Origin of the sequence: Wolbachia endosymbiont (group B) of Ablattaria laevigata, assembly GCF_964277395.1 — a bacterium.
Classification (GTDB): domain Bacteria; phylum Pseudomonadota; class Alphaproteobacteria; order Rickettsiales; family Anaplasmataceae; genus Wolbachia.
This window is the reverse complement of the sequence record NZ_OZ195519.1, coordinates 333,234-347,544: the sequence shown is the minus strand read 5'-3', so window position 1 is coordinate 347,544 and position 14,311 is coordinate 333,234. Positions and strand designations below refer to the sequence as shown.

At 34.8% G+C, this 14,311-nt stretch carries 17 protein-coding genes; 10 read left to right on the top strand and 7 right to left on the bottom strand.

The genetic code is table 11. From position 1 onward, the window contains the following. Positions 1–190: 190 nt before the first annotated feature. The 6 genes from ACICP1_RS01720 to ACICP1_RS01695 all read left to right on the top strand — a co-directional run bounded on the left by ACICP1_RS01720 (position 191) and on the right by ACICP1_RS01695 (position 5,317). Positions 191–658 (top strand): hypothetical protein, encoded by a 468-nt coding sequence (locus tag ACICP1_RS01720; RefSeq protein ID WP_395460970.1) that lies wholly within the window; start codon positions 191–193, stop codon positions 656–658. Positions 659–789: 131 nt separating this feature from the next. Next, complete coding sequence (locus ACICP1_RS01715) at positions 790–2,100, top strand: hypothetical protein (protein WP_395460969.1); 1,311 nt, start codon at positions 790–792, stop codon at positions 2,098–2,100. A gap of 141 nt (positions 2,101–2,241) precedes the next feature. Next, on the top strand, positions 2,242–2,439 hold the full coding sequence (locus tag ACICP1_RS01710; protein WP_149168885.1) for a hypothetical protein: 198 nt from the start codon (positions 2,242–2,244) through the stop codon (positions 2,437–2,439). Positions 2,440–2,844: 405 nt separating this feature from the next. Further along, a complete protein-coding gene (gene dapB / locus ACICP1_RS01705; RefSeq protein ID WP_395460968.1) occupies positions 2,845–3,639 on the top strand; it encodes a 4-hydroxy-tetrahydrodipicolinate reductase in 795 nt (264 codons plus the stop codon). Then, positions 3,636–4,394 (top strand): phosphate ABC transporter ATP-binding protein PstB, encoded by a 759-nt coding sequence (gene pstB, locus ACICP1_RS01700; protein ID WP_010401422.1) that lies wholly within the window; start codon positions 3,636–3,638, stop codon positions 4,392–4,394. Before dapB ends, pstB begins: the two co-directional genes overlap by 4 nt. Before the next feature lie 68 nt (positions 4,395–4,462). Further along, positions 4,463–5,317 carry an ankyrin repeat domain-containing protein gene (locus ACICP1_RS01695; protein WP_395460967.1) on the top strand — a complete coding sequence of 285 codons (855 nt, stop codon included), beginning with the start codon at positions 4,463–4,465 and terminating at the stop codon, positions 5,315–5,317. A gap of 298 nt (positions 5,318–5,615) precedes the next feature. Here ACICP1_RS01695 and dxr read toward each other — a convergent pair whose 3' ends face one another. Then, complete coding sequence (gene dxr / locus ACICP1_RS01690; protein ID WP_395460966.1) at positions 5,616–6,791, bottom strand: 1-deoxy-D-xylulose-5-phosphate reductoisomerase; 1,176 nt, start codon at positions 6,789–6,791, stop codon at positions 5,616–5,618. A gap of 27 nt (positions 6,792–6,818) precedes the next feature. Then, positions 6,819–7,313, bottom strand: coding sequence for a hypothetical protein (locus tag ACICP1_RS01685; RefSeq protein ID WP_395460965.1), 495 nt, complete (start codon positions 7,311–7,313; stop codon positions 6,819–6,821). Positions 7,314–7,632: 319 nt separating this feature from the next. Between ACICP1_RS01685 and ACICP1_RS01680 the strand changes: the two genes are divergently transcribed. The 3 genes from ACICP1_RS01680 to ACICP1_RS01670 all read left to right on the top strand — a co-directional run bounded on the left by ACICP1_RS01680 (position 7,633) and on the right by ACICP1_RS01670 (position 10,900). Further along, positions 7,633–9,195, top strand: a complete 1,563-nt coding sequence (locus ACICP1_RS01680) for a WH2 domain-containing protein (RefSeq protein WP_395460964.1) — start codon at positions 7,633–7,635, stop codon at positions 9,193–9,195. A gap of 74 nt (positions 9,196–9,269) precedes the next feature. Next, a complete protein-coding gene (proS, locus tag ACICP1_RS01675) occupies positions 9,270–10,529 on the top strand; it encodes a proline--tRNA ligase (protein WP_395460963.1) in 1,260 nt (419 codons plus the stop codon). Then, complete coding sequence (locus tag ACICP1_RS01670) at positions 10,526–10,900, top strand: holo-[acyl-carrier-protein] synthase (protein ID WP_213863686.1); 375 nt, start codon at positions 10,526–10,528, stop codon at positions 10,898–10,900. The genes proS and ACICP1_RS01670 overlap by 4 nt, the downstream gene beginning before the upstream one ends. Positions 10,901–10,952: 52 nt before the next feature. Here the strand turns inward: ACICP1_RS01670 and ACICP1_RS01665 are convergent, their stop codons facing one another. The 5 genes from ACICP1_RS01665 to ACICP1_RS01645 form a co-directional block, all read right to left on the bottom strand. Next, entirely contained in the window at positions 10,953–11,687 is a 735-nt protein-coding gene (locus ACICP1_RS01665) for a hypothetical protein (protein ID WP_213863685.1), read from the bottom strand. Between the two features lie 58 nt (positions 11,688–11,745). Beyond that, positions 11,746–12,135: a phage tail tube protein gene (locus ACICP1_RS01660; RefSeq protein ID WP_007302803.1), complete on the bottom strand. Its 390-nt coding sequence runs from the start codon at positions 12,133–12,135 to the stop codon at positions 11,746–11,748. Beyond that, complete coding sequence (locus ACICP1_RS01655) at positions 12,110–12,511, bottom strand: DUF3168 domain-containing protein (RefSeq protein ID WP_039833195.1); 402 nt, start codon at positions 12,509–12,511, stop codon at positions 12,110–12,112. The genes ACICP1_RS01660 and ACICP1_RS01655 overlap by 26 nt, the downstream gene beginning before the upstream one ends. A 456-nt stretch (positions 12,512–12,967) precedes the next feature. Next, positions 12,968–13,498, bottom strand: coding sequence for a head-tail connector protein (locus tag ACICP1_RS01650; protein ID WP_007302801.1), 531 nt, complete (start codon positions 13,496–13,498; stop codon positions 12,968–12,970). 102 nt (positions 13,499–13,600) lie between these two features. Continuing rightward, positions 13,601–13,879: a hypothetical protein gene (locus ACICP1_RS01645; protein WP_017532302.1), complete on the bottom strand. Its 279-nt coding sequence runs from the start codon at positions 13,877–13,879 to the stop codon at positions 13,601–13,603. Between the two features lie 71 nt (positions 13,880–13,950). On the opposite strand from ACICP1_RS01645, the gene ACICP1_RS01640 reads away from it, so the two are divergent. Then, positions 13,951–14,175, top strand: coding sequence for a hypothetical protein (locus tag ACICP1_RS01640; RefSeq protein ID WP_395460962.1), 225 nt, complete (start codon positions 13,951–13,953; stop codon positions 14,173–14,175). Positions 14,176–14,311: the final 136 nt, after the last annotated feature.

Below are 14,311 nucleotides of genomic sequence, written 5' to 3'. Positions count from 1 at the left end.
AATTTTTATGAAATAATTGACATATTATACTTTTTATGTAATAATTAAATTATTATTAACTTAAGGAGTAAAATATGTTAAAAAAAATAAAAAACTTTTTTCAGTCGATTGCAGGAAAAATTGCATCAGGCTGGAACAGCATTAAAAACTTGTGGTCTAGTAAACCGCAAAAAATAGTGTAATTGAACTAGTGAAGGGTGAATCCAATCATTGGGGTGTTATTAAAGAAAATGGTAATAAGCAGTTAGTACTGCATACAAACAAAAAGAATGTACCAGAAATTATAGATGGGAGCGGTATTAATTCTAAAGATCCATCAAGATATCATATAAATGTCAAATCTGACGAAGCTATATTCGAAATTGTTTATAGCAAACTTGTTGTCATGAACGATAGTTCGGTATCCTTTATAGTGAACTCGGTATATGATAATAAAACTTTGTCTTGTGAGTTAGAAGGAATGAAAAAGATGTTGGGTTTAAATAGTAAGCGTACAGTTGTTACTATAGATAAAATATCTCAGAAACCTGAAGTTGTAAGTTCTACATCTAAAGTGCCTGCAAGTGATAGCAAGGTACTAAGCTCAGAAGCTGGTAAACCTAGTAAGGTGCTAGATAAGCCAGCTATAAATTCAACACCTATTATGCCACTTTTATAAAGAGTATCTTTTCTTCACAAAAGAGCATCTTCTTTGGTGCTCTTTTTTCTTTATAAGTTTTCTCCATAGGAGAAAATTGACAAATTAAACTTTATATATAATAATTAAATTATTAATTTAAGGAGTAAAGTATGTGGGAAAGTATAAAAAACTTTTTTAAGTGGATTGCTGATCGTAGAGGAATTTCATGGATTGCAAGAAAAATTTCATCAGGTTGGAATTGGTTATTTAGCAGTAAAGCAAATACTGCTCAAGAAAATATATCACCAAAGAGACCTTCAGATGAGAATGTAAATAAAAGTCCAACTGTTAGCACCCCTATGCAAAATGAGACTGAAGAACCTGTATCTAAAACAGGTACAAACGTCGAGCCAGCAGAAAATTTTCCAGAAAAATCAGAACAACCAAGAAGGCACGTAAATCCTAATAAACCTAATGTTATTCAACAAAGCACAAAGCCAGGGAGTTATTTTGAATTTATCGATAAAAAATTACTATTTGTTACAACAAACGAGAATTATAAACGTCTTGAAGAAAAATGTAAAAATGAAGACAAAAATGGTAAAGTTATACCTGGAGAATTTCGTATATTTGTAGAGTGTGAAAGTAACAAGTTTTGTATTACTGGCCCTTATAGTTCATGTCAAGATGTAGATGATGGAAAGAAATCTGTATCCATAACTTCAGTGAAGAAACAGCATGACAAGGGAACTATTTCAAAAAACCCATTAGAAATGATGTATAAAGTAGGCTTGGATGAGAACAAAAATCTTGCTGAAATAACTAGAATGTCTATAAATCCATTGAAAACTACAACACCTAATCTTAATGCTACTACGATACAACGAACAGTTAACAATGATTCTGAAACAACAACCACTGATCAGCAAAGGGCATTGAGCCAAGAAGTTGTTGCTAATGAGCCTAAAGGAGTAGGTTATATTGAACTTGATGAAGATAATTACTTATTTTTAAATTTGGAAGAGAGTATAAAAGTTCAGGATTATCAAGGTAGTCAAAACGAGGTAGAACCCCTTTTTAATCTTCTTATATATCTAAGATGTGATAAAGAAGAATATCGCATTACTGGTGTTGGTGATTCTATCTATTATTGTTATGGTATATCTGTAAAATCAATAATAAAGAAGAATAGAGATGGTAATTATATCGATGACGATAAAATATTAGTTCAAGACAATATTGAGCATGTGAAAGAAATGTTAGGATTGAAAGATGATGTAACAGAGATTAAAGTAGATAGTATATCTAATGAACCATTTGGAGTGAAAATACCTACTACTACGTCACAACAAATGGTTAACAATAAGGAAGTGACTACTGAATCAGAGGAGTTTTATGATGAAGAAGTTACACAACCAAGTCCAACAATTGGAGTACCATCAACAAAGAGACATTATGTCACTAATCCAAGTGTAGATTGAAACGGTTATTGTTAAAACAAACCCTTCACAAAAGAGCACCTCCTTTGGTGCTCTTTTTTTCTTTATACGTTCTCTATAGAAAAAGTTGACAGATTATGCTTTGTATATAATAATATAAATTATTAATTTAAGGAGTAAAATATGTTTAAAAAAATAAAAAACTTTTTTAAGTGGATTGCTGATCACATAGGAATTTCATGGATTGCAAGAAAAATTTCATCAGGCTGTAAGCGGCTGTTTGGTGGTAAAAAAAGTGAAACAAGTGTTGCGAAACAAAGCATATCACAGCAAGGACAATCTTCAGGTAAAACTACTATTGAAGAAAAAAACAAGAGTTAATAAATGCTTTTACTGCATCTCTTTCTAAGTTTAGAGAAGATTTATCTGATCTTACTCTGAGGAAGTGACTACTGAATCAGAGGAGTTTTATGATGCAGAAGTTACATAACCAAGTTCAACAACTCGAGCACTAGCAACAGAAAGACATTGTGTCTCTAATCCGAGCAAAGTAGGAAGCGGTTATTATTAAACCAAATCCTTCACAAAAGAGCACCAAAGTTGGTGCTCTTTTTTTCTTTATAAGTTTTCTCCATAGGAGAAAATTGACTAATTACAATTTTTCGTATCAATTTTCAATAGATTCATCGATGTATAGCTATAGTTTTATCAGTGTAAGGCTAAATATGCTAAGCTTATAAAGATGACAAAGCTTCAAAAAAAGCCTAACATAGTGGAAAAAGCTTTATGAAAATCAAAGTTGGAGTAATAGGCTGCTTAGGCAGAATGGGTAAGAAAATACTCAATGAATTAATTACGAATACCAAAGTGGAAATAGCAGGTGCTGTTGCTCGCTTGGGCAGTGAGTATATAGGCTTAGATATTGGGCCTATTGTAGGCAATAATTGCAATTTAGGAATCAAAATTACAAGTTCTATTAGTGAGGTATTTGAATCGTCCGATGTTGTAATAGATTTTACAACTAAAGAATGTATGCTAGAATGCCTTAAGGCGGCCGTGAAATTTAAAAAACCGCTAGTTAGTGGCACAACTGGAATAGAAGGTCTAAATTTAAAAGAATATGCTGCTAAAGTTCCAATATTATGGTCAGCAAATATGAGTGTTGGAGTTAATGTGTTGCTGAAATTGGTAAAAGAAGCTGCCAAGCTTTTAGGTAATGAGTATGACGTTGAAATTTGGGAAATGCATCACAATTTAAAAAAGGATTCACCATCTGGAACAGCTATAGAGTTTGGTAAAGCAGTTGCTAACGCTGCAAAAGTGGATTTTGAGCTCAATCAATATTCACATAATAATTCAAATATAAGAGGGAAAGGAGGAATAGGCTTTGCAGTATCTCGTGGAGGTGGAGTAATAGGAGATCACAGTGTCATGTTTGTCAATTCCGATGAACGAGTAGAATTAAATCACAAGGCAATTGACCGCACAACGTTTGCTAGAGGGGCGGTTCAAGCAGCAATATGGTTGTGCGATAATAAACAGGAAATACCAGGACTTTATTCAATGCAGGATTTAGTATGAGCGATAAATACGCTTTCGTTAAAAATTTAAATCTTTGGTATGGCTCTAAACAAGTTTTATTCGATATAAATTTGAATATTTGCAAAAAGAAAGTCACAACTTTTATCGGACCTTCTGGGTGCGGTAAATCGACATTTTTGCGTTGTTTCAATCGTATGAATGATTACGTACCTGGATGTAGAGCGACTGGTGAACTGGTAATCGATGGGCTGGGTAATATATATTCACGTGATATGGATGTTGTATTGCTCAGAGCAAAAGTTGGTATGGTATTTCAAAAACCCAATCCTTTTCCAAAGTCAATATATGATAATGTTGCTTATGGGCCTAAATTGCATGGCATGGTGAAAAATAAGCAAAAATTAGATGAAATAGTAGAAAGTAGTTTAACTAAGGTTGGTTTATGGGAAGAGTTGAAAGATAGATTGCAAGATAGTGCACTAAATTTATCTGGTGGCCAGCAACAAAGATTATGCATTGCTCGTGCAATTGCAGTAAAGCCAACTATTTTATTAATGGATGAACCATGCTCTGCTCTTGATCCAATGGCAACCAATGCAATCGAAAATCTTATACAAGAATTGAAATTGAGGTTCACCATAATTATGGTAACTCATTCGATGAAGCAAGCTAAAAAATTATCTGACAGCATAGTTTTCTTTTGCAATGGCAAGATTGTTGAATTCGGAAGTACTCAAGAAATCTTTGAAAATGCTCAGTCTCCTTTAACGAAGGAGTATATTCTGGATCATTAGCTTAATAGTTGATATTTTAATTTTTTCTATGTATAATTTTATCAAGTTTGTTGTGATAGGGGGTTAAAATGTTTAGTACAAGTGAAGCAACAAAAAAGTTGTTTAAAGCTATTGAATTTCAAAATGCTAGTGGTGAAAGAATAACACCTGAGGAAGCTTGGAATCATTTTCAACAAGCATTGAAAGAAGGAGCGAATGTTAACGCTTTTGAGGATGGGATGACACCTTTGATGTGCATTATTTCAGCTTTTGTTACTAGTAATAACGAGGAACATCAATATTTAGAGCTTATGGCTAAGTTGCTTGTAGAACATAAAAAAATCGATTTAAATATAAAAAGCAAGCAAGCTGTTATTGAGAGAAAACCAAAGAAACATGATGGTTATCCAGTGTACGAATTTGAGGGGAGAGAAGTAGTAGATCAGGGTAGAGGGGGTTGTGTATACCTTAACAATTCACAACCTGTTAATGAAGGATTTATACCTCAAAATTATGCTCGTGCAGAGGAGGAAATTAAGACCGGCAAGAAGGAAAAAAATACAGCTCTACACATTGCTTGCAAGTTGGGAAATGTAGACATGATAAAAATATTACTTACACATCCAAATATCAAACCTAATATTCAAAACTATGAAAACAAAAGTCCAAGAGATTGTATTGCAGGACATGTCAAGAAAGCAATAGAACCAGAATTCCTAAAGATAGAAGCAGTCGCTCAAAAAAGGAAACAAACTAATTATGCTTGTGCTTTTTTGTTATCTGGAGTACTTGCTGCTGGTATATGTTTCGCAGTTGATAACCCAACTCCGCTTGTTGCAACTTCGTTGCTTTTTCTTGCAATAGGATGCGGTTATCTGTATAGAGCAAATACAGTTCTTAACGATGTAAATTTCTCTCAGGTTGATTTCGAACATGCTAAGTGATTTATCTGTTCAGGTAAGGTGTCATTCCAGCACTTGATGCTGGAATCCAGCTAATTTGGTAAATACCTTACAATGTTTGATGACTAAAAGACTGGATCCCAGACTGGGATGACACCCATTTCTTTCTAGTCTTGTCATTCGAGTAGCTGAAACTAGCTGCTTTTCTGTATTCCAGTGTCAGCTACTGGAATGACATTATGGAATACAGCTTTTTGATCGAAAATGTTGTCTTATCTGCAATGAATTTTGCTGGATAGCTACACCCATTTAGTTGTCTTTTCTCGTCTACCTTATTTTATCACTCTGCTGAACAGATACCTTTACTTTTTATGATTTCATTGGCAAGAATACGGCTTTCAAAATCGATACTTGTTATGTCGGATAGTGAGTTAATATCAGAGTACTTGTCAAAGTTTTCTATTGTTGATTTTACTACCTCTACTACTTCTAAAAAGCCGATTCGTGACTTCAAAAATTCGTTAACAGCTATCTCATTTGCAGCGTTCAAAACAATACTATTTGTATGTGGAGAAGAGGAATTGAACACTTCCATGCTTAGCTTTAGTGCAGGAAAACGTTTATGACCTGGTTCTTGAAAGGTCAATTTTCCTTGCTTTGTTAAATCTAATTTATGATTTAAAGTTGATCTTTCTGGCCAAGACAAAGCATATGCAATGGGAATTTCCATATCAGTTTCTGCAAGCACAGCAAAGCTGAATCCATCGTGATAAACGACAATTCCATGTACTATCGATTCAGGGTGCACTACTGCTTCAATTCTATTTGGACTAATATTAAACAAATGATGTGCTTCTATTATTTCTAGTGCTTTATTCATCATTGTTGCACTATCAACTGAGATTTTCTTTCCCATTTTCCAAGTAGGGTGACTTAGTGCCTGATTTACTGTGATATTTCTTAATTGTTCAAGGCTATAATTTAAAAATGGTCCACCAGAGGCAGTGAGTATAATCTTTTCTACACATTTATCATCATTTTGCAAAACTTGAAAAATTGCGTTGTGTTCAGAGTCGATGGGAATTATTTGTACGCTCCTTTCTTTAGCTTTTTCAAGCAGTAACTTGCCACCACAAACAATGCTTTCTTTATTTGCTAGGGCAATAACTTTAGTACCACTTTCTATAACCTTTATAACTGGCTCAAGGCCTGCGATGCCAACTATTGCAATAACTGAGAGATCAACAGGTAGAGAAGCAACATTTGCTAGACCTGGAGCACCAACTTCTACTTTGACGTTTGTACCAAGTAGATCTTCTTTTAAATCTTTGTAGAACCTTTCATCAGAAATGGCAGCATATTTTGCATTAAGTAGATTTGCCTGTTGTGCTAGCAGAGCAAAGTTAGAATTGGCACTTAGTGCTTCCACCTGATATTCTTCCTTTCTCTTTAAGAGCAAATCTACAGTCTTTTTTCCAATGCTTCCTGTTGATCCTAAAACTGAAACTTTTTTCACTAATTACAATAAAATCTTCTTAGTTATTTAGTAACCAAGCTCATGATCATCACCAACAGATGGTGAAGGACCAGGTGAAAAAGATTGGCCATGATGATCACCTGCATCATGCATATCATGCAAACCATCGGCACTTTGAGCTATTTCATTGTTAGAGTGGGGATAATCATCCGGATGATGCCCCTCATCACCGTAGTCCATACCCATTCCTTCTGATGGCATATCTTCTCCACCACCACCTGAAAAATATTCAGCAAGACTTTCAAAAAATTTTATGCCAAACATATTACCTGATTTCCCAAATAACGTTACTAGACTGCTACCACTGACCAAACCTTCAAACACATTATTATAAGCAGCAATTGCTCCTTCATGAAAGTTGAACATCCACTTCATTCCATCCACAATTGTTGCAACAGAGTCACTATGACCAAGACCGAAACCACTTTTCTCACTAGCGGCTTCCTGGTGTTGCTGCTGTGCCTGCCATTCTGCAATATTTGGACCTTGTGCTTCACTCATAAACTTTTATTCTAAGCCTTAAGCTATTATTTTACCAAAAACACTGTAAAATATCAATTGTTTAAGAGAGGTTATCATAAAAATAGCTAACACTAAGCTATTTTTATGATTCTGATTACTCTATACCAAAACATCGATGATGTGCTGTGGTAACAAAGTGATGACTTGAGGTTTAAGATAGCTTCTATTTCTTCTTAGAAGACTGCTCCTCTCTCTTTCCTTTTTATTTTATTATCTTAATACTAACTTACTCATAAATTATTGACAAGTACTAATAATTTAATCATCATTAATATAATATTAATGATGAGGAAGAAAAATGCTTACTAATAATAATAACACACCATCATCAGCTCCTCCACCACCCCCACCTCCACCACCTGCAGATTGGAGAAAAAATTGGAAGCCAGCGAAAAATAACGATAAAAATGAAAACACTCTTGGTAGTACTCCATCAAAAACCAGCAATAGCACTCAATTAAAAAAAGTTCAATCTAAGAGTCCTGTTCAACAATCACCTTTCAATTTTGAAGAGAGTTTAGTATTTAAGAAAATACAAGAAAAAAATAATGTGGATAGCGAAACTGCAGATGAAGGAAGCAAGAATAGTATTCATGTTAAGAATCCAGAAACCAGAAATAGCGCTCAGTCAAAAGAAGAAGATAATGCGAGTGACAAAACTAAAAATGACAGAAGCAATACTAAACAGGTTGTGCCGAAAAAACCTATGACTGGACAACATAATGGTGTACAGTCTGATAGTGAAAATCAAAAGTCATCTGTAGCAGAACAAAAAAAGGCAACTGCCTTAAAATATTCAATTGCTATTTTGTTATTGTGTACATCCGGTCCTGTAGCTGGAGTATGCACGTATTTCATCATTTCAGCGGTATTAAGTAGTGCTGCAGTGCCAGTGTCTTCTGCAGTTATTGCTTTTGTTTCTGCATCGGTTATGTTGAGCTTAGCTGCATATCTTATCAATTCACACCTTTCTGCAATAAACAGCGAGAAAGGAGTTGATCCTGGTAGAAAACAATCACAAGATTTACAGAAAGCAAAAGGACTTGAACACAGCAATACTCATACATCATCACTTTCAGTAACGCTTGGAACATCCAGTGCACCGCCACCACCACCTCCTCCATTGCCACAAAATGCTGCACCACTACCACCTCCTCCTACAGCTTCCAAGTGTACGGAGAAACCTAAGAATTGTGCACCAAAAAAGGCTAATGAATCTGAGCATGATCGTTCTGCTCTGCTTAAACAAATAAGAGAAGGTACGAAGTTAAAACCTATTAATGATGGTGCACCGGAGAAGGCTATTGATTCTAAACAAAACAAGTCATTACCTGCGGGTGACAAACAAGAAACAAAAGAAGAGTATTTTGCAAGAATTGAGAAGTTGCGAGAAGAGAATAAGCAACGTACAATGAGGAATGCTCAATGTCATGATTCTGAGATAGCTAATATCCTGAAGAGGAGACCAGCAATAGAATTTTCTAGTAGTGAAAGTGAAGTTTCTGACCACAGTGACAGTGATGATTGGAGCAATGATAAATCGAAAAAACCGAAAGAGAAAAAGCTGACAAAATCCAGGAAAAAACCTACGCCTTCAAACTCCCAACCAGAAGATGAAAGAGGAAGCAAGAGTCCTGACAGTGGTCATGAATCTGATGATAATGTAAAACCTAAATCCACAACTCCACCACGTTCTACACTAAAGGCAGAGAAGCCACCGATATCGCCTAAGCCTGTTAATTCAAAAACGAAATATGAAGCTTCTCCTGCAGCACAAGCAAATAATGTTGACTCAGTGAATAGTGAGGTGCAAAAACCATTTCAAGTTCAAAGTGTCGTAGATCGAGGTAAGAGAAAGTAGTACACTCTTCTTAAAATAAGTTTACCTACAGGCCTGATTGTATTAAGATTACTTAGTACAATCAGATTTATCAAATGCGTTTATCTCAATATTACCTGCCAACTTTAAAAGAAACCCCGGCTGGTGCTGAAATTATTTCTCATCAATATTTGTTACGTGCGGGCTTAATCAAGCAGACAGCATCTGGAATTTATTCTTGGCTGCCGCTTGGTCTTTTGGTACTTAAAAATATTGAAAATATTATCAGAGATGAAATTGGTGCAATTGAAGTGTTGATGCCTTGTGTGCAGCCAGCAAGTCTTTGGCGAGAGTCAGGACGTTACGATGATTACGGCAAAGAAATGCTACGTATTAAAGATAGGCATGAAAGCGATATGCTTTTTGGTCCAACACATGAGGAGGTGGTAACTGATTTGATTAGAAATACGGTAAAAAGTTACAAAGATTTACCACTTTGTTTATATCAAATTCAGTGGAAGTTTCGTGACGAAGTAAGACCTCGTTATGGCGTTATGAGAGGCAGGGAATTTCTGATGAAGGATGCATACAGTTTTGATGTAGATTACGAAGGTGCACTGAATTCATATAATTTGATGTATAAAACTTACATAAAAATCTTCAAACGAATGGGACTTACTCCAATTGGAGTGAGGGCAGATACAGGACCAATTGGAGGAAATTTAAGTCATGAATTTCATATATTGGCAAACACCGGTGAGAGCACTCTATATTATGACAATAAATTTTTTGAATTACTAGAAAGCGAAGATATTGAAAGCCTGAAGAGCATATATGCAGTTGCAGACGATATGCATGATCCTGAAAGTTGTCCTATACCGCAAGAACAGTTAAATGTTAGCAAGGGTATTGAAATAGGGCATATTTTTTATTTTGGTGATAAATATTCGAAACCTATGAAGGCAAGTGTTACTTCTCAAGATGGAAAAAATGTTAACATGCATATGGGTTCGTATGGTATTGGAGTTTCAAGGCTTGTTGGCGCAATAATAGAAGCTTTCCATGATGATAAAGGAATTATCTGGCCAGAGGCAGTAGCTCCTTTTAAAGTTGGTTTGATCAATTTACAAACAAAAGTAACGGAGGCTGCAGATAAAATATACAAAGCTTTGAAAAGCGATGAAGTGCTTTATGATGATACGGACGAAAGTGTAGGAGTGAAATTTGCCAGAATGGATCTGATAGGCTTGCCGTGTCAAATAATTATTGGAAAGAAAGCAGTAACTTCAAATATAGTTGAAGTAAAAAATAGGGAAACTGGAGAGGTAGAGGAAATACAAGTTGAAGAAGCAATAAATCGTTTTAGTGCAAAATGATATACGGTATTGGCACTGACATAGTATATATACCCAGAATATTGAGAATATCACAAAAATACGGGGAAAAATTTCTCAATAAAGTCTATACTAAGAAGGAGATAGAGATAAGCAAAAAATATAATAGCCAAGAAGTAAGAGCAAAATATTTTGCTAAACGCTTTGCTGCAAAGGAAGCTTTTGTTAAAGCGCTAGGCACTGGATTCAGCCAAGGAATTATAATGAAAGATATAGAAATATACAGTAATATCAGGGGAAAACCACATCTTGCTATCACAAAGGATTTCATCTCGAAAGACTACAAGATACACCTTTCTCTAAGTGATGATCAAGATTATGCTACTGCGTTTGTTGTAATTTCCGTTGAGTAGATATTGTTTAGTACATACGATTTCAAAAATTTTTTTGAAATTATACTTTGACCTACACAGATCGACCTTTCTGTGAATCCTGGTTTCTGCTTTCTTCAACTTGTTTTGCAAAAGACGTCTCTTGTGTATTCATATGTTGAAGTGGTTTAGCAATTTCGCGCACAACAGCAGCAACTGCAGTTAAAAACGCCTTGAATAATCCACCTAAAACTCCACCAACTGCTTCTCTACCGTACATAAGAGCTTGCTTTTCATTGTCATCAGCAGTTTCCCCTGCCCTCCTTCGTGGATCCATTCTATGAGCAATAACTGAAAACAACACCCCCCTAATTGAAGACTTCACTCGTGCTTTTGCCTTCTGAACATCCCCATCACTTGCTACTTCATGTTTTTCCCTACTATTCATTAGCTCCTTTTGTTGTTGAAAACTTAAGATCTCTTCCATCAGTTGTTTCTTTCTCTTTTCCAGAACTCTTTTCTTGGACTCTGATTTATCGCGAGTGTGTTTTGTGGTTTCAAGTTCTACATCAATATCCTCAGATGCTGCTTGGCTATATAAGGTTTCTATGAGCCTATCTATACTTCGCTTTACTTGCATAGTCCTTTCGTAACTATCTAAATTATCAACTCCTTCATCAATTTGACTTAAAATATCCTCGAAAGGTTTTAAATACTCTTTAAATTGCTCTTCGAGCTGATTTTCATTCTTCAAATTCCTTTCTCTTCTGTCATCGCTATTCTCTTCAACATTATCATCGCCTTCTTCGAAAAGATCCTCATCGTTCATAATTTTTTTTAATTTATTCCCACTTATTATTATTGTATATGAAAAAATTAAATTAACACTAATGAAAAGTGTTCACAACTTCAGCACTGGCTAAAACTACAGTGAAGCTGTCAAAAGTGGCAGGATCATAATATCTCTCATACAATTCAACCGAACACCTGAGTTTTATCTTCTCCTTAGCATTAAAACTAATCTCATAATCATTATTAGAGTTTAACATTGCAGAATTACGCAATAATTCATCAGCCAATACTGAATTTAAAATGCCATTAATTTTTATTGTAATCTTTCTACTTCCAGCACAATCAAGCACTTTTCTCCAGCCAAAAGAGGAAATATCTTTCATCTCCTCTTTGTTATTACGCAAAGTAAACCTTAAGTTTCGTATATTATTCAGCACAACAAAATTATTGTCATGACCTTTAATTTTCAGCTGTAATTTGCTCATCGCTACCTCCTTGTATTAAAATATCAAAATTAATTGTTGAATGTAAAACTTCATCATGCTGATTTATAGCACAATTACTTTCCAAAATGGTCTCACTACTAATGCTCTTTACCACCAAGCCAACATGCTTTATAGCAGCAAGCATGCTGCTTATATGATAAGTATATATGTCGCATGAAAATCTTACTTTTGTAGCAAAATTAGATAGCATATGCAGGTTAACATAATTTACTATGCGCAATCTCAGATAAGGAATAGTAACCTGCTTAGGCAGGTAATCATAGATGTTAGTAACATATTTCTTTAAATCAGAGTTTGCTTTTAATGCTGCATAAATACTATTATACAACTCATTTATAATTTGAATTTTTTCCATCTCACAGATACGGTTACGAAGATTGCAATTTGCAGGTACAATAGATGGTATCATCCTAGTGCTTACTGTACGAACATTATCTGTCAAGAAGATGTCATCCCATCCCCAGACACTGGTTCACTTTATAATGATGTCGTTCCAGTAGCTCTTTCTTGTCATCCCAGTACTGGGATCCAGCTTTACCTAACTATTTTTCTTGTTGGTCATTTTTTTGAAAATGTTTGCTCATTTAGAATCAATTTTCCTGGATCCCAGTACTGGGATGACACCTTCCCTTATGGAATTAAGTTACAATTTTTGTACAGTAAGCACTGGAATCCAGTTTTCTTAACCAAAAACACTTCATTCTATAATGCAAAACCCATACTCACAAAACCCAATTCATTACTCGCAATCTTGATCCAAGTACTGGTATGACACCATCTGTTGTATCTGCTATTGAATGACAAACAGGAACTACAAAACAACCTTTGGTTCGCGAAATGGAGAATACACCTTCTTTACCTCAGATAAATGGCTACTTACTTCTGATTCACGATTTTTATAGAGAGCAGAAACATGCTGTATAATACCTAGCTTTATTTGCTCAGGAACGCTGTCATAGCCAGCTTCGTATACAACATCAGCCCTTATTATGTTCAAATAATTGAAAAATTCAATATAGCTTCCTATATCACTAAAATAATAACTAAGTTTTCTATTCTTATCAGTAGCCAATATTATTTTATTCACAGGACCATAGCTTAAATAGATTCTACGAGGTATATAACCTTCATATGAAACTTGCCACGTTTGCTTTACTAGAGACTTTTCCATATGCCACTGAGCATAATCAGTTGCCATAAAAATAAAACTTGAAATCAACTTATCATCTTGATCATTTTCAATTCGTAAAAAAGATTTAACCTCTCCTAAAGTTACTGGAAAAGATTTAGGCTTAGACTTACGTTGTATATTTATGATTGGATACTTTAGTCTCGTTGACATAACAACCCTCCTTTTCTATATATAGCTAAAATAAGTAAGACTTATCTATAAAAAATCTTACTTATTTTAGTTATCACTTAATATTAAATTGCAGCAGCAACTCTATCGTACAAGTATATTGAGAAGAGAACGTATTAACGCTGTTTCTCCTTTTTTTAGGCCGGATTTTAGTAGATTGACATTCTGAGAATGAATGTTATTGAAAGTGAAGTTTAGCTCTTTAGCAAGTAGACTGCGAAATTTCTGCACACTTTCATATGCGATGTTTTCAAGTTCATGCGCAAACTTATCTTGAGCCGCAGCTGCTATGTCTTCTATTTCTTCATTGAACTCTTCTAGCTTTCTTTCTTTACCTTTAAAATTTTTTGCAAAAGTTTTCATATTAATTGGCCTCAACTATTCTTATAATTATAATGACAATAAAAAGACTACCGAAGTAAAAAATTCGTACTATGAAACTGCAAACAAAATCAGCACACCAAATCGGTTCGCTTTATAGCGTAAATCCTATCATCCTGATACTCTTTACTGTCATTCAAGTACCCCTTTTTTGTCATCCCAGTACTGGGATCCAAGTTGCTCACAAGCAAACTAGCATAGAAAGTGGTACAACGTTTTCGATGAGATTGCAGAAAGGCTGGATTCCAGCATCAAGTGCTGGAATGACATCTCTATAAGACTCCTAACTAATCCAAAATATTATTACTAATTGCAAAAAAGGCAAAAGAACCCACACGTAGTGAGTTTTAATAATTTAAGTTGGCGCTGTAATAATGTGCTAACAAGCGCGATTTGGCTGAATGTAGAAAAAAT

Coding starts and splice junctions, on each gene's coding strand:
- ACICP1_RS01685 (WP_395460965.1), bottom strand. CDS start 7,313: ATGAGTGAAGCACAAGGTCCAAATATTGCAGAATGGCAGGCACAGCAG.
- ACICP1_RS01715 (WP_395460969.1), top strand. CDS start 790: ATGTGGGAAAGTATAAAAAACTTTTTTAAGTGGATTGCTGATCGTAGA.
- proS (WP_395460963.1), top strand. CDS start 9,270: ATGCGTTTATCTCAATATTACCTGCCAACTTTAAAAGAAACCCCGGCT.
- ACICP1_RS01695 (WP_395460967.1), top strand. CDS start 4,463: ATGTTTAGTACAAGTGAAGCAACAAAAAAGTTGTTTAAAGCTATTGAA.
- ACICP1_RS01640 (WP_395460962.1), top strand. CDS start 13,951: ATGAAACTGCAAACAAAATCAGCACACCAAATCGGTTCGCTTTATAGC.
- ACICP1_RS01655 (WP_039833195.1), bottom strand. CDS start 12,511: ATGGAAAAAATTCAAATTATAAATGAGTTGTATAATAGTATTTATGCA.
- ACICP1_RS01665 (WP_213863685.1), bottom strand. CDS start 11,687: ATGAACGATGAGGATCTTTTCGAAGAAGGCGATGATAATGTTGAAGAG.
- ACICP1_RS01670 (WP_213863686.1), top strand. CDS start 10,526: ATGATATACGGTATTGGCACTGACATAGTATATATACCCAGAATATTG.
- ACICP1_RS01645 (WP_017532302.1), bottom strand. CDS start 13,879: ATGAAAACTTTTGCAAAAAATTTTAAAGGTAAAGAAAGAAAGCTAGAA.
- ACICP1_RS01650 (WP_007302801.1), bottom strand. CDS start 13,498: ATGTCAACGAGACTAAAGTATCCAATCATAAATATACAACGTAAGTCT.
- ACICP1_RS01710 (WP_149168885.1), top strand. CDS start 2,242: ATGTTTAAAAAAATAAAAAACTTTTTTAAGTGGATTGCTGATCACATA.
- ACICP1_RS01680 (WP_395460964.1), top strand. CDS start 7,633: ATGCTTACTAATAATAATAACACACCATCATCAGCTCCTCCACCACCC.
- dapB (WP_395460968.1), top strand. CDS start 2,845: ATGAAAATCAAAGTTGGAGTAATAGGCTGCTTAGGCAGAATGGGTAAG.
- pstB (WP_010401422.1), top strand. CDS start 3,636: ATGAGCGATAAATACGCTTTCGTTAAAAATTTAAATCTTTGGTATGGC.
- ACICP1_RS01660 (WP_007302803.1), bottom strand. CDS start 12,135: ATGAGCAAATTACAGCTGAAAATTAAAGGTCATGACAATAATTTTGTT.